Annotated in this window: 11 protein-coding genes; 5 read left to right on the top strand and 6 right to left on the bottom strand. The window is 65.2% G+C overall.

What is annotated here, in order from left to right; genetic code table 11:
- Positions 1-10: 10 nt before the first annotated feature.
- From ATE70_RS18715 to ATE70_RS18690, 6 genes are all read right to left on the bottom strand, one after another.
- Positions 11-481, bottom strand: a complete 471-nt coding sequence (locus tag ATE70_RS18715; RefSeq protein ID WP_003046490.1) for an SRPBCC family protein — start codon at positions 479-481, stop codon at positions 11-13.
- Between the two features lie 81 nt (positions 482-562).
- Positions 563-907 (bottom strand): DUF190 domain-containing protein, encoded by a 345-nt coding sequence (locus ATE70_RS18710; RefSeq protein ID WP_003046493.1) that lies wholly within the window; start codon positions 905-907, stop codon positions 563-565.
- Positions 908-919: 12 nt separating this feature from the next.
- On the bottom strand, positions 920-4,162 hold the full coding sequence (locus ATE70_RS18705) for an efflux RND transporter permease subunit (RefSeq protein WP_003046495.1): 3,243 nt from the start codon (positions 4,160-4,162) through the stop codon (positions 920-922).
- A 3-nt stretch (positions 4,163-4,165) separates the two neighbouring features.
- Entirely contained in the window at positions 4,166-5,335 is a 1,170-nt protein-coding gene (locus tag ATE70_RS18700; RefSeq protein ID WP_003046498.1) for an efflux RND transporter periplasmic adaptor subunit, read from the bottom strand.
- 109 nt (positions 5,336-5,444) lie between these two features.
- Entirely contained in the window at positions 5,445-6,629 is a 1,185-nt protein-coding gene (locus tag ATE70_RS18695) for a TolC family protein (protein WP_231732708.1), read from the bottom strand.
- A 188-nt stretch (positions 6,630-6,817) separates the two neighbouring features.
- Complete coding sequence (locus ATE70_RS18690) at positions 6,818-7,180, bottom strand: hypothetical protein (protein WP_003046504.1); 363 nt, start codon at positions 7,178-7,180, stop codon at positions 6,818-6,820.
- 446 nt (positions 7,181-7,626) lie between these two features.
- On the opposite strand from ATE70_RS18690, the gene ATE70_RS18685 reads away from it, so the two are divergent.
- From ATE70_RS18685 to ATE70_RS18665, 5 genes are all read left to right on the top strand, one after another.
- Positions 7,627-8,001, top strand: a complete 375-nt coding sequence (locus tag ATE70_RS18685; RefSeq protein WP_037553271.1) for a DUF3703 domain-containing protein — start codon at positions 7,627-7,629, stop codon at positions 7,999-8,001.
- A 49-nt stretch (positions 8,002-8,050) separates the two neighbouring features.
- A complete protein-coding gene (locus ATE70_RS18680) occupies positions 8,051-8,389 on the top strand; it encodes a hypothetical protein (protein ID WP_003046510.1) in 339 nt (112 codons plus the stop codon).
- 65 nt (positions 8,390-8,454) lie between these two features.
- Positions 8,455-9,690: a TolC family protein gene (locus tag ATE70_RS18675; protein ID WP_003046513.1), complete on the top strand. Its 1,236-nt coding sequence runs from the start codon at positions 8,455-8,457 to the stop codon at positions 9,688-9,690.
- Positions 9,687-10,949: an efflux RND transporter periplasmic adaptor subunit gene (locus tag ATE70_RS18670; RefSeq protein ID WP_003046516.1), complete on the top strand. Its 1,263-nt coding sequence runs from the start codon at positions 9,687-9,689 to the stop codon at positions 10,947-10,949. Before ATE70_RS18675 ends, ATE70_RS18670 begins: the two co-directional genes overlap by 4 nt.
- Positions 10,950-10,966: 17 nt before the next feature.
- Complete coding sequence (locus ATE70_RS18665; protein WP_037553392.1) at positions 10,967-14,128, top strand: efflux RND transporter permease subunit; 3,162 nt, start codon at positions 10,967-10,969, stop codon at positions 14,126-14,128.
- Positions 14,129-14,155: the final 27 nt, after the last annotated feature.

The raw sequence follows: 14,155 nt of genomic DNA, 5'->3' as shown, positions 1-14,155 counted from the left end.
GAATTCAAGATCATGCGCGGCGCCCGCTTGGCCGCGCGTAGCGGGACTGAACTGTCGTGCGACGGAGTTGCTGTTCGAGCGCCATGTTCGAGCGCTTGAGAAAAACGCTGCAAACCCGCCGCAGAATGGGATAGCCGAGCCATGAGAAGAGACCCGCGCATTCCAGGCGATGGGTAACCTCCACCCCTTGGCCGAGCTTTTCGAGCCGGTAGCTCTCCTCGATGACGAGCAGCCCGCGCGTGCCTGTCCGCCAGGAGAAGCCCGTCAGCCAGTCGAGGCCGGTTATCCGCCCCTCGGATGCAAATTCCGGACCCCGCTTCCCGCGCGGAGAATAGACATAGCCTACGCGCTCATCATCTCCCGGACGATCGGTGAAACGGAGCGTCGGATGCCAGTCGTCGTACCGCTCGATATCGACGAGCAGTCGCCAGACCCGCCCGATCGGGACCGGCAAGCGGAGCGAGGTGCCTACCGAGAACATCGGAGACCTCCTCGCTCGCACGAGCTGGTCCGCGACGCAGGCCGGGGACCTGCGCCGCGGTGTAGACCGGCAAGATGCCGGTCAGCTCTGAACATCGGGGGGCTCCGCGGCGGATTTCCCGCCGAGGATTTCGACCGCTTCGAGCGTGATGAGCCCGATGTCCGGTATTTCGGTCAGCTGCGCCGCAAAGTCGCGGAGCCGCTGCTCCTCGTCGATGATCTCGATCACGACCGCCCGGTCATTCTCCAGCGCATGCTTGCGGTGGAGATGCGCCGAGCGACCGAAACCGAGAACCGCTTCGAGCACCGTAACGCCTGCCAGCTTTTGCTGGCGAGCGAGTTCGGAAATGAACTCGAAGACCCGCTGATCACCGAAGAAGGCGGATTCATCGGTGTAGATGCGCAAGAGCTTGGATGCTTTTGTCATGACAGTCTCTCCCTATTCCGTGACCGGCTGGACCGCCGACTCCGCTTTTCGCTTGAGGAACTTCGGCTGCCAGTTCGCCCCGAGGACGACTTTTGCGATCGCGGGGAGAACGAGCAGCGTCAGGATGGTCGCCGCGATGAGACCGCCGATGACGGTCGTCGCGAGAGGCTTCTGCACCTCGGCACCCGTGCCGGTCGCGATCGCCATCGGCACGAAGCCGATCGCGGGCACGAAGCCGGTCATGATCACCGCACGCATCTTCTCGGTCATGCCCTCGCGGATTGCCTCCGTGAGCGGGACATCATTCTCGAGCCGTTCGCGGATCGCCGTCATGACGACGAGACCGTTGAGCACCGCGACGCCGGCAAGGCAGATGAAGCCCACCGCCGCCGACACCGAGAAGTTGATGCCCGTAAGCGCGAGAGTGAACACCCCGCCCGCGAGCCCAAGCGGCACGGCGAGGAACACGGCGGTCGCGCGCCCGAACGTGCCGAGCGCCATGTAAAGCAGGATGAAGATGCCCGCGAAGCAGAGCGGCACCACGATCGAGAGCCGCTGCGATGCGGCCTGCAGACTTTCGAACTGCCCGCCCCATTCGAGGTAATAGCCCGCCGGAAGCTTCACATTGGCGATCTTCGCCTGCGCTTCGGCCACGAAGGATCCCGCATCGCGGCCTTCGAGGTTCACCTGCACGACGACGCGCCGCTTGCCATTTTCGCGGCTGATCTGGTTGAGCCCTTCGGTCAGCCGGATCTGCGCCACCTGGGCGAGCGGTATCTGTCCGCGATTGCCGCCCTCGGAGGGCAGCAACACGGGCAGCGCGCGGATGTCGTCGAGATTGACCCGGGTCGCGTCGGGGACGCGAACCGTGATGTCGAAGCGCCTGTCGCCCTCATAGAGCAGGCCGGATTCCCGCCCGCCGAGCGCCGCCGACACCGTATCGGCAACCTCCTGTACCGAGAGACCGTAGCGCGCGATCGCATTGCGATCGAGCTTCACGTCGAGCGTCGGAGCGCCGCCCACTTGGTCGGCCTTGACGCTGCCCGCACCCGGTATGCCCTGGAGCACGCGCACCATCTCGTTCGCCGCGAGCGACATCTTGTCGAGGTCGTCCCCGTAGAGCTTGATGGCCACGTCGCCGCGAACGCCCGCGATCAGTTCGTTGAAACGAAGCTGGATCGGCTGGCTGACTTCATAAAGCTGGCCGAGCTGGCCGCCAGCGGCTTTCTCGATACGCTCGACGACATCGGCCTTCGAATCGACACCTGCCGGCCACTGATCCTGGGGTTTCAGGATCACGAAACCGTCGGAGATGTTCGGCGGCATCGGGTCGGTCGCCACCTCGGCCGTACCCGTCTTCGAAAACATCAGCTCGACTTCGGGCAGGCTCGAGATCGCCGTCTCGACGTTGCGCTGCATGACCAGAGACTGTTCGAGGCTCACCGAAGGCACGCGCGTCGAGGCAAGCGCCATATTCTTCTCGTCGAGCTGCGGAATGAATTCCGAGCCGAGCAGTCCGAACGCCGGGATCGCAAGGACGAAGAAGGCAAAGCCGCCGGCGATGAAAGCCCACGGCTTGGCGAGCGCCTTGTCGAGCAAGGGCAGGTAGCGCTCCTTCGACTTGCGGATCGCCCAGACTTCCTTCTCGGCAACCTTGCCGCGAATCATCAGCGCGACAAGCGCCGGAACCAGGGTGATCGCGAGAATGAAGGCCGCAACGAGCGCGAGCATGATGGTGATGGCCATCGGCGAGAAGGTCTTCCCCTCGACGCCCGTAAACATCAGCAACGGCGCGAAGGCCAGTAGGATGATCGCCTGGCCGAAGACGGTCGGTTTGATCATCTCCTGGCTCGCGCGCATCGTCTCCTCGAGACGTTCGCGAAGGTTGAGCAATCTCCCTTCATGCTCCTGCCGGTGCGCCAGTCTGGCGAGGCAGTTTTCGATGATGATCACCGCCCCGTCGACGATCAGACCGAAGTCGAGCGCGCCGAGGCTCATCAGGTTACCGGGGACCCGGAAGGCGTTCATGCCCATCGCCATCATCAGGAAGGAGAAGGGAATGACGAGCACCGCGATGATCGCGGCGCGCCAGTTGCCGAGCAGGAAGAAGAGCGCGGCCGCTACGAGCAGCGCGCCTTCGGTGAGGTTCTTTTCAACCGTGCCGACGGTTGCGTTCACGAGCTTGGCGCGGTCGAGTACCACCTTCACTTCGACGCCGGGCGGCAGGGTCTTCGACACCTGCGCGATCTTCGCCGAAACATCCTCCGCAACAGTGCGGCTATTCTGCCCGATCAGCATGAGCACGGTCCCGATGACCGCCTCCTTGCCGTTCATGCTGCCCGCACCGGTTCTGAGGTCGCCGCCGATCTTCACATTGGCGAGCTGTCCAACCGTCACGGGCACGCCGCCGCGCGTCGCGACGACGGCGTTGCGGATTTCGTCGACCGAGCGGACGCGTGCATCGACGCGCACGAGATAGGCCTCGCCTGCCCGGTTATAGTAGTTGGCACCGACCGCGAGGTTGGCGCGTTCAAGGGCTTCGCCCAGTTCGCTATAGGAAATGCCGTAGCTGGTGAGGCGGGTCGGATCGGGTTCGACCACGAAGGTCTTGGCATAGCCGCCGATCGAGTCGACGCCGGCGACGCCGCCGACCGACTTCAATTGCGGGCTGACGATCCAGTCCTGGACCGTGCGAAGATAGCCCGATTTGGCGATCTCGTCGGTGAGGATATCGCCCTCGGGGGTCAGATAGCTGCCGTCGGGTTGCCAACCTGGTTGGCCCGCGACCTTCTTGGCGCCCTTCCCGTCGGGATTTTTGTAGCCGACGGTGTACATGACGACCTCGCCGAGACCCGTCGTGACGGGACCGATCTGCGGCTGGGCCCCGTCGGGAAGATTCTCGCCCGCCTGGAGAAGCCGTTCGCCCACCTGCTGGCGCGCGAAATAGAGGTCGGTTTCATCGGTGAAGATTGCCGTCACCTGGCTGAAGCCGTTGCGCGAGATCGAGCGTGTCGTCTCGAGCCCCGGAATGCCGGCGAGCGAGATTTCGATCGGATAGGTTACGAGCTTCTCGATTTCGACCGGCGAGAGACGCGGATCGATCGTGTTGATTTGCACCTGCTTGTTGGTGATGTCGGGAACCGCGTCGATCGGCAGCTTGGTGAGCTGCCATACGCCGAGTCCCGCGATCACGAGGAAGAGAAAGAGTACCGCCCAGCGCGCGCGGACGGATAGCGCCATCAGTTTCGCGATCACGGTTTATTCCTCCTCGCCCGCGCCCTTGCCGAGTTCGGCCTTGAGCAGGAATGCGTTCTTGGTCGCGACGATCTGGCCCGGCTTCAGCCCGGCGAGGATTTCGACACGGCCCGCGCTGCGCTGGCCGACGGTCACCTGCTGCGCGCGGAAGCCGTCCTTCGTGCGGACGAACACCACGTCGCGGCCTTCGAGCGTCTGGAGGGCTTCGTCCGCGATCACGATACGGGCCGGCCCACCGGTTTCGGCGCCGCGGCTCGGAAGCAGCCGCACCCGGACCGCCAAGCCCGGCTGGAGCGCCCCGGGTACGTCGAGCACGGCGGTTGCCGAGCGCGTGTCGCCCGACAGGCCGGGCGTGACGGCGCGCACGCGGGCATCGATCGTCCGTCCGTCGGGAAGTTCGATGATCGCACGGTCTCCGGGCGAGAGCCGCTGGGCATCGGCCGGACCGACGGCGGCCTCGATCTGCACCTTGCTGGGATCGGCAACGCGGAACAATTCGGTTTCGGGCTGAACGAAGGCGCCAAGGCTGGCGTTCTCGGCCGTGATCCGTCCCGAGATCGGGCTTGCCACGATGACGCTGCTGCCATCGCGCGTGACCTGCGCGGCGCTCGCTGCGGCACGCGCGCGCTGCGCTTCGGCCGCGGCGGCCGCGGCTTCGGCTTGCGCCTGCTCATAGTCGACGCGCGCCGACACCTTCTGGTCGAACAGGGTCTTCTCGCGGTGGAGATTTTTCTGCGCGAGCGTCGAGCGCGCATCGGCGGCAATCCGTTCGGCCGCAATCTGGGCGGCGTCGCGGCTTTGCACGATCGCGATCGTCTCACCGGCGCTGACCGGATCGCCGAGCCGCTTGAAGAGACGGGTGACCGCGCCGCCCGCGCGGGCGGTGACGATCGCCTCGCCGCTCGGCGCGGCGGTAACGGTCGCTTGCGAGATGATTTCCGAACCGAGTCCGCCGGCGCCGATCGTCTCGACGCCGATCTCGGCGGCCTTGATCGCTTCGGGCGTGATGGCGAGGCTGCTCGGAAGGGCTTCGCTCGCCGCTTCCTTTTCGCCTTCGGCAGCCGGCGCGGCGGCCGGGTCGGCGGTGCAGCGTGCAACGCCGAAGCCCGTGACGGCAGCGAGTATCATGGCGCCCGCGACAGTGCCGAGGAGACGCTTGTCCTTGGTGATCATATTCTATCTCCGCTGTTGATGCGGTTCGCGCGCCGACCGGCGGCGCACCCCTGTTGACTTGGAAGGACGATGGCGAAGGCGCCTCCGTCCACTGGAAGGCTCGGCGCGCTCATGGCTGATGATCCGCATCGCCGTCGGCGGCTGCCTGGCGCGATAGGATGGCGCGGGCTTCGGCCCGGGCCTGGCGCGCCGCGATCAGTTCGGCCTGCGTTGCCGCATAGGCCTGCTGCGCGTCGATATATTCGACGAGCGAGGACTTGCCGGCGCGGTAGCTGAGTTCGGCGAGCCGGACACCTTCGCGCGCCTGCTCGATGCCGCTACCCTCAAGCGCCGCGAGGCGGGCCTCTGCGGCTTCGAGTTCGGCCTGCGCATTGGCGATCTCCGCCTGAGCATTGACCACTGCATTCTCGCGCCGCGCAATGGCGGCGGCGACATCGGATTTGGCTGCCGAGATGTTGCCGCGGTTGCGGTCGAAGACGGGGAGCGGCACGGAAACATTGGCGATCAATGCGCGATCGCCGGTGTCGCGAAGCTGACGCACCCCGAAGCCGACCGACGGATCGAGCCGGCCATCGGCGCGCTGCCCCTGGAGCCGCGCTTCAGCAATCAGCTTCTCGGTTTCTGCCAAGCGAACGTCGAGCGTCGCGAGCGAGTCCACCGTCTCCGGTGCCACCCACATATCGCCTTCCATCAACTCGGCAGGCGGGACCGAGCTTCCAAGGAGCGCCGCGAGCGAACGCCGGGCGGTCCTTTCTTCGGCCTCGGCCGTGCGTAGCTCGGCGGTGGCCTGAACGAGAGCCGCATTGGCGCGGAACGCACGGAGCGGCGGCTCGTTGCCGGTATCGACCATGGCCTGTGCCACGCGGACGAGTTCGCGGGCACGCGCTTCATTTTCGCGTGCGAGCGCGAGGCTATCGCGGGCCGCGAGAGCGGTCGCGAACTGGTTGCGGACATCGAGCGCAAGATCTGCGCGTGCAATCTCCAACTTGTACTTCGCGGCCAGAAACTCGGCGTCGGCGAGCGTCATGCGCGACCGGCGCCGGCCCCCGATATCGAGACGCTGATTGACCGACACGGTCGTTTCGAGACCGTTCAGGCCCGAGTAGGGGCCGGTGCCTGCGAAATTCTCGACATCGACATTGAGCGTCGGATTGTAGCGATAGCCCGCCTGACGCTGGCGACCGCGAGCGGCCTCCACTTCGGCTTCGGCGGCAACCACGCGCGGCGAGCGCGCGTCGGCTTCCTCCATCGCCTGCGCGAGGGACAATCGAGCGGGAAGCGGGCCGGTACGCACGGCCTCGCCTGCGGAAGAAGGCGGTCCCACCAGCTCCGTCGCTGCCGACTGGGCAGCGGCGGGCGCGGAATTTGAGCCTGCAACGAGCGCCACGAGACTCGCGGCGACAACTATGGATTTCATGAAAAGGAGACTCCTGACGTTTCCAGGGAGAAGCGCACGCGAAGGGCACGCGCAGACCTAGAGCGTCAGGCGATTGGAGGGCGGAACGTCCCGATATAGGCGACGGGCGGCAAGGCGGCCGTCAGGATGCGCGTATGCGCTTCAGGGGCAGGCGTTTCGGTCGCTGCCGACAGCGATTCCGCCGGGACGCCCGAATGGTGACCGTGGCAGCCATGAGCGGCGGCAGGCACCTGCTGCTTTTCGCCGGGAGAGGATTTTTTCTTGTCGACTTCGGCGCCTTCGATCGCCGGTGCGGGAACGCAGCCGGCTTCGATCACAGCAACGAAAAGGCTCGCCTCGGCCCGATCCTCGGTCGCATGTGCGAGCGACCCCGCAACCGTTCCGGATGCAAGGAGAAGGGTCAGGAGGAAGAGGATCACCCGTCGCATTGAAACCGGCCCCTAGCATCGAAACGGCGCGGTGAAAAGTAGAAGATTTTCAATCAACTTCGGCGGCACTCTTCGAACCCCCGAACCGGCTCCGTAATTTTATCTCATGGAGGTAAGAGAGCAGTGCACCTTGCCCCTCTATAGTTGCAGATGCGCCTCAAGAAACAGGATATCGGCCGAACAATCACGCGTTAAGCACAATAATTCTACAATTGTCTTTCACTCTTATTTCTATCGCTTCGCTATTGGCTCCCGCCTCCTTTGTTCGGGACGACATTCGAGCGATATGCTTCCCGTGAGACGAGGGGGTAAATCGGACGCAGAGCGGCACAGCGTCCTGCCGGAACATCAGGGCTTGACCCTGTATCTACTACAGGGTGCAAGAGCCTGCCCTGCACAAAAAAGGGGGAAAGAGGATGGTGCCGCCGACAGTAAATCCCGTGAGCATGGCCGTCATCGAGCCGCTGCTGCGCGAGCAATATCGCCTGTTTTGCGAATCACGCCGAATCGGAGATGAAGCCGCTGCGTGGCAGGCGCTGGAATGGGAACATATATTGAGCCAGCCCTATATGGGCGCGCATCTCGCCTCCCACTGGCACATGTTTCGCTATGCGATCGAGCTCGGCGATGCCCGTGAAGCTACCGGTCAGGCAATGCGGTTCCTGCTCGTCCCGCTCGGTTCGCTGACCGGCCGCCTCCCCGCAGGGAATAATGGTCGCGCGCGGGTGAGCGCCTTCGAGCCGATGCCGATGCCGCAGGCCCTCGAAGCGCTGATCGAAACGGCCCGGTCGACGGAGAGCCGCGCTGCGCGAACCGATTGATCCGGTTTTGGACTTCCGGAACGGGTCATTCGCTGTTAGGGGCGCGACCATGTCCGGCGCTACCCTTCGCCTGTTGCTTGTGTTCATCCTGCTGCTCAGCGGGCTCCACAATGCTGCGCCGGCGATGGCGGGCATGACGCACCATGCGACGGATTCGCATCTTTCGCACCATGTCGAGCCGGGCCATGCGTCGGACAAGGACACGCAAAAAGGTCAGCAGGACGCCGACCTCCACGGCAGTCACCATAATTGCCCGGTCGCATCCGATCAGGCCCTTTCGGGTCATGACGATCTGTCCTGTTTTTCCGGCGGCCTGCACTTTGCGTTGCCCGCGACGCGCCTCGCTTCGCGCGCGCTCGCACCGCCCCTGAACCCTCCCCTCGCCTGAACGCCGCCTGCCGCGCGGCCCCTTTTCGGCCTGCGCTCAGTCGAATCGTTCAGGAGTGATCATTCATGCATATCCATATGCGCGCCGCCCTGTTGGCCGGGGCTGCGCTGCTGGCGGGGTCCGTTTGGGCCCAGCCGCTAACGCTCGACCAGGCGGTCGAGCGGGCCATCGCTGCATCGCCCGAGCTTAGAGCGGGCGAAGCGGGGGTCGACGCCGCGCGCGCCGACCAGCTGCAAGCCCGCGTCCGTCCCAATCCGACCGTGTCGGTCGACATGGACAATGGCGTCGGGACGGGCGGCTATGGCCTGTTCCGGCAATCGGAACTCACCGTCACCTATTCGCAGCCGCTCGAACGCGGGGGCAAGCGCGAGGCGCGAATGGCGCTTGCCGAGCGCGGTGTCGTTCTCGCCGAGGCGCAGTGGCGGCTCGTCCGGCTCGACATCGCCCAGGAAGTGCAGCGCGCCTATATCGACGTCCAGATCGCCGAGCAGATGGTCTGGATCGCAGAGGATCGCGTCAAACTTGAAAAGGAGATGCGGACCGAAGCGATCAGGCGCGTGCGCGGCTACAAGGATCCGCTCTTCGTCGAGACGCGCGCCGATGCCCGCATTCTCGAAGCCGAACTGGCCCTGAAGGAAGCCCAGGCGAAGCGGCAGTCCGCACGCGCATTGCTCACCTCCTTCTGGGGCGGCACGCCTGACAGCCTCGTTATCGCCGAGGGGATCGAGAAACCCGATCCGCGCGATCCGCCGCTCGCCGAAGCCGACGCGGCGGTCTTCGACGCCGCCGTCGACCGGGCCCGCGCGCAGGTCGTCGTCGAGCAGAGCCGTGCGCACCAAGACTATACGGTCTCGGGCGGCACGCGCTTTCTTCGCGAGACCAATGATGTCGCCGTTCTTGGCGGCATCTCGATCCCGCTCGGACGGTTCGACCGCAACCAGGGCAATATCGCCCGGGCGCAGGCCGAACGGCGGCAGCTCGAGTTCCAATCCGAAGCGAGCCGGCTCGAGCGGCTGCGGCGCCTCGCGTCGCTGCGCGCCGATGCCGACGCCGCACGCGTCCGGGCCGAGGGCATCATGAACGACGTCTATCCCAAGGCGGTGAAGACGCTCGGCCAGGTGCGCGAAGGCTATGCCCGCGGCGGGTTCCTGTTCGCCGACGTACAGGATGCCGCCGACGTCATCATCCAGATCCAGGGTCAGTGGGCCGAGGCCATGACACGCTACCGCGATTTGCTCGCGGAGATCGATCGCCTGACCGGCCGCTTCGATGCGGCTCCCCTTGCGGAGAATATTCCATGAAGAAGTTTCCATTTCCCGCCGCGGCTGCGGCGCTGTTCCTTGCTGTGCCTCTCGCTGCCTGCGGTGGCGGAGCCGAGGGCGAAGACAAGCATGAAGAAGGCGAAAGCCACGCTGAGGGCGAAGGCGAGGAAGATGCCAAAGGCCCGAACGGTGGCAAATTGCTCAAGAATGGCGATTTCGCGGTCGAGGTCATAATCTTCGAGAATGGCACCGAGCCGCAATTCCGCGTTTTCGCAACGCGGGACGGCAAACCGGTCGACCCGAAGGATGTCCAGCTCGCCATCACCCTCACGCGGCTTGGCGGCGACGTCGATCGCTTCACCTTCCGCCCGCAGGGCAAATTCCTCGCAGGGCAAGGTGTCGTCACCGAACCGCACAGCTTCGACGTCGAGGTTGTCGCGGTGACGGGCGGCAAGCGGCACGTTTGGAAATATGCGAACCCCGAAGGGCGCACGCGGATCGGGGCTGACGCCGCCAAGGCCGGAGGCATCGAAACCGCGGTCGTCGGACCGGCGACGGTGGGCGAAATGCGCGAACTCTACGGCACCGTCCAACTGTCGCCGACCGCCCGCTCCGAAATTCGCGGCCAGTTCCCCGGCCGCGTCGTCTCGGTGACCAAGGCGGTGGGCGACAGCGTCCGCCGTGGGGAACTGCTCGCGCGCATCGAGTCGAGCGAGAGCCTCCAGGTCTATCCGGTATATGCGACGGTCGGCGGCGTGATCGCCGAGCGCAACGCCAACCCCGGCGACGTCACCGACGGGCGCGCACTCTATGTGGTCACCGACCCGGCGCAGACCACGGTCGTCTTCAACATCTTCCCCCGCGACCTCGCGATCATACGTCCGGGCATGCGGGTGACGGTGGAGACGCAGGACGGCGCCGAAATCGCGACCGCGCCGCTCGGGCAGTTCCTGCCCGACGGCAATGTCGAGGCGGGCACTGCGCTCATCCGCGCGACCATCCCGAACCGCTCGGGAACGCTCCGCCCTGGCATGGCCTTGCGCGGCCGCGTGATGGTCAACCCCGTCACCGTGCCGCTTGCCGTGCGCACCGAGGCGATCCAGCCCTTCCGCGACTTCAAGGTGGTCTATGCCAATTTCGGGCAGGACTATGAGGTCCGGATGCTGAAGCTCGGCCGTTCGTCGCCCGAATGGACCGAGGTCCTGTCGGGCATCAAGCCCGGCACCGCCTATGTCACCAAGGGCAGTTTCCTCGTTCGCGCCGACATCGAAAAGTCCGGCGCGGGCCACGACCATTGATCGGGGAGCAGGATAACATGCTAGCCAGAACCATAGGCTTTTCGATCCGGCAACGATGGCTCGTCCTCGCGGTGGTCGCGCTCCTCTGCGCGATCGGCGCGTGGAGCGCGACCAAATTGCCCATCGACGCCGTTCCCGACATCACCAACGTCCAGGTCCAGATCAACACCAAGGCGGAAGGCTATTCGCCGCTCGAGTCCGAGCAGCGCATCACCTATCCGATCGAGACCGCGATCGCGGGCATCCCGAACCTCAACTATACCAGGTCGATCTCGCGCTATGGCCTGAGCCAGGTCACTGTCGTCTTCGAGGACGGGACCGACATCTATTTCGCGCGCCAGCAGGTCAACGAGCGGCTCCAGGCCGCGCGCGGCCAGCTTCCGCCCGGGATGGAGCCCGAAATGGGCCCGATCTCGACGGGCCTCGGCGAAATCTTCATGTTCTCGATCGAGGCCGAACCGGGCGCGCGAAAACCCGACGGCACGCCTTATACGGCGGAAGACCTCCGGACGATGTCCGATTGGGTCATCCGGCCGCAGATGCGCACGATTCCGGGGGTCGCCGAGATCAACACGATCGGCGGCTATGCCCGCCAATATCATGTGACACCCAACCCGGCCTCGCTCGCCTCGCTCAATCTCTCGCTCAACGATGTCGTCACCGCACTCGAGGCCAATAATGCCAACCGCGGGGCCGGTTATGTCGAGCGCAGCGGCGAACAGATTCTGATCCGCGTGCCGGGTCAGGCCAATAATGAGCGTGACCTGTCGCAGATCATCGTCACCACCCGCGGCGGGGTTCCGATCCGGATCGCCGACGTCGCCGATGTCGCGATCGGCTCGGGGCTCCGCACAGGCGCCGCAACCGAAAATGGCAAGGAAGTCGTCCTCGCGACGGTCTCGATGCTGATCGGCGAGAATCCGCGCGTGGTGGCGCAGGCCTCGGCCGAACGCCTCGTCGAAGCCTCGCGTGCGTTGCCGAAGGGTGTCGTTGCCAAGCCGCTCTACGATCGCACCGCGCTCGTCGAGCGGACGATTTCGACGGTGCAGAAGAATCTCGCCGAGGGCGCGCTGCTCGTCATCGTGATCCTGTTCCTGCTGCTCGGCAATTTCCGGGCCGCGCTGATCACGGCGGCGGTCATTCCGGTCGCGATGCTGATGACGCTGACGGGCATGCTCCAGACGCGGACATCGGCAAACCTCATGAGCCTCGGGGCGCTCGACTTCGGCCTCATCGTCGACGGGGCCGTCATCATCGTCGAGAACTGCCTCCGCCGGCTCGGCGAGGCTCAGCACAGGCTCGGACGCCTGCTCGACCGCGACGAGCGCTTCGGCCTAGTCGCTTCCGCAAGCGCAGAAGTGATCAAGCCGAGCATCTTCGGCATTATTATCATCACCGCAGTCTATCTGCCGATCTTCGCGCTCGAGGGCGTCGAGGGCAAAACCTTCCATCCGATGGCGATCACCGTCGTCCTCGCGCTTACCGCCGCTCTGCTGCTGTCGCTCACCCTGGTTCCGGCCGCGGTGGCGCTGTTCGTGACCGGCAAGGTCGAAGAAAAGGAAAATTGGCTGATGCGCGGGCTCGGCAAGGGCTACCGCCCGATGCTCGACCGCGTCCTCAATTGGCCGAAGGCTGCGCTGGCTGGTGCTTTGGCGCTTGTCGCGCTGAGCGGCGTGGCGGCGACCAGTCTCGGGTCCGAGTTCATCCCGGACCTCGACGAAGGCGATATCGCGATGCACGCGATGCGCATTCCGGGGACGAGCCTCACCCAGTCGATCGCGATGCAGGAGGCGCTGGAGAAGAGGATCAGGCAGTTCCCCGAAGTCGAGCGGGTGTTCGCGAAGATCGGCACTCCCGAGGTAGCGACCGATCCGATGCCCCCGTCGGTCGCCGATAATTTCATCATGCTCAAGGACCGGAAGGAATGGCCCAATCCGAGAAAGACGCGCGACCAGCTCGTTGCCGAACTCAACAAGGCGGCGAACGAGGTGCCAGGGAACAATTATGAGTTCACCCAGCCGGTGAAGATGCGCATGAACGAGCTGATCGCCGGCGTTCGCGCCGACGTGGCGATCAAGTTGTTCGGCGACGACCTCGATCAATTGCTCGAATCGGGGCAGGCGATCGAGGAAGTCGCGGGCGGGATTGCGGGCGCGCAGGACGTGAAGCTCGAACAGGTCACCGGCCTGCCGATGCTCTCGGTCACGCCCGATCGCGACAAGCTCGCGCGCTACGGTGTCAGCATGGAAACGGTGCAGGATGCGGTTTCGACAGCGACCGGCGGCCGTCAGGCCGGCGAGCTTTTCGAGGGTGACCGCCGCTTCGACGTCATCGTCCGGCTTCCCGAGGCCATTCGCACCGATCTCGCGTCGCTCGGCAATCTCCCCGTTGCACTTCCGGCCGGCGGCTTCGTGCCGCTTTCGGAGCTGGCGGAGATATCGCTCGCGGCGGGGCCGAACCAGATCAGCCGCGAAAATGGCAAGCGCCGCGCGGTGATCACGGCGAATGTTCGTGGGCGCGATCTGGGCTCGTTCATCGACGAGCTCACGCAAAAGGTCGAAGCTGAGGTCGTGCTGCCCGATGGTTACTACATCGAATATGGCGGCACATTCGAGCAGCTTCAGTCCGCGACCGAGCGCCTCCAGATCGTCGTGCCGCTGGTGCTGCTGCTGATCTTCGGGCTGCTGTTCATGCTGTTCGGCACGGTGCGCGATGCTGCGATCGTCTTCTCGGGCGTGCCTCTGGCGCTGACGGGCGGGGTCGCGGCGCTGGCGCTGCGCGACATTCCGTTATCGATCTCGGCGGGCGTCGGCTTCATCGCTTTGTCCGGGGTCGCGGTGCTGAACGGCGTGGTGATGCTATCCTTCATCAAGGATCTGCGCGAACGCGGAAAAGCGCTCGTCGAGGCGATCCGCGAAGGCGCGCTGACCCGCCTCAGACCGGTGATGATGACGGCGCTGGTGGCGTCGCTCGGGTTCGTACCGATGGCGCTCAATGTCGGGGCTGGGTCCGAGGTGCAGCGGCCGCTGGCAACTGTCGTCATCGGCGGGATCATCTCGTCGACGATCCTGACTTTGCTCGTGCTGCCGGCCCTGTACCTCCTGGTCCATCGACGGACCGCGAAGGCCGAAGAGGAAGAGCTGGCGCGCCCGAGCAGCGTCCCCAGCCCCGAAGGCTGAGACACTCCCGGATGGCCGCCATTCCCC

It is taken from the genome of Sphingopyxis sp. H053, from assembly GCF_001468225.1.
Classification (GTDB): domain Bacteria; phylum Pseudomonadota; class Alphaproteobacteria; order Sphingomonadales; family Sphingomonadaceae; genus Sphingopyxis.
Note: the sequence above shows the minus strand (reverse complement) of the source record. Positions and strands in the feature narration are given on the sequence as shown.

What these genes read in the sequence shown, in the direction of transcription:
- ATE70_RS18715 (WP_003046490.1), bottom strand. Translation starts at nt 481, where the DNA reads ATGTTCTCGGTAGGCACCTCGCTCCGCTTGCCGGTCCCGATCGGGCGG.
- ATE70_RS18710 (WP_003046493.1), bottom strand. Translation starts at nt 907, where the DNA reads ATGACAAAAGCATCCAAGCTCTTGCGCATCTACACCGATGAATCCGCC.
- ATE70_RS18700 (WP_003046498.1), bottom strand. Translation starts at nt 5,335, where the DNA reads ATGATCACCAAGGACAAGCGTCTCCTCGGCACTGTCGCGGGCGCCATG.
- ATE70_RS18690 (WP_003046504.1), bottom strand. Translation starts at nt 7,180, where the DNA reads ATGCGACGGGTGATCCTCTTCCTCCTGACCCTTCTCCTTGCATCCGGA.
- ATE70_RS18685 (WP_037553271.1), top strand. Translation starts at nt 7,627, where the DNA reads ATGGCCGTCATCGAGCCGCTGCTGCGCGAGCAATATCGCCTGTTTTGC.
- ATE70_RS18680 (WP_003046510.1), top strand. Translation starts at nt 8,051, where the DNA reads ATGTCCGGCGCTACCCTTCGCCTGTTGCTTGTGTTCATCCTGCTGCTC.
- ATE70_RS18675 (WP_003046513.1), top strand. Translation starts at nt 8,455, where the DNA reads ATGCATATCCATATGCGCGCCGCCCTGTTGGCCGGGGCTGCGCTGCTG.
- ATE70_RS18670 (WP_003046516.1), top strand. Translation starts at nt 9,687, where the DNA reads ATGAAGAAGTTTCCATTTCCCGCCGCGGCTGCGGCGCTGTTCCTTGCT.
- ATE70_RS18665 (WP_037553392.1), top strand. Translation starts at nt 10,967, where the DNA reads ATGCTAGCCAGAACCATAGGCTTTTCGATCCGGCAACGATGGCTCGTC.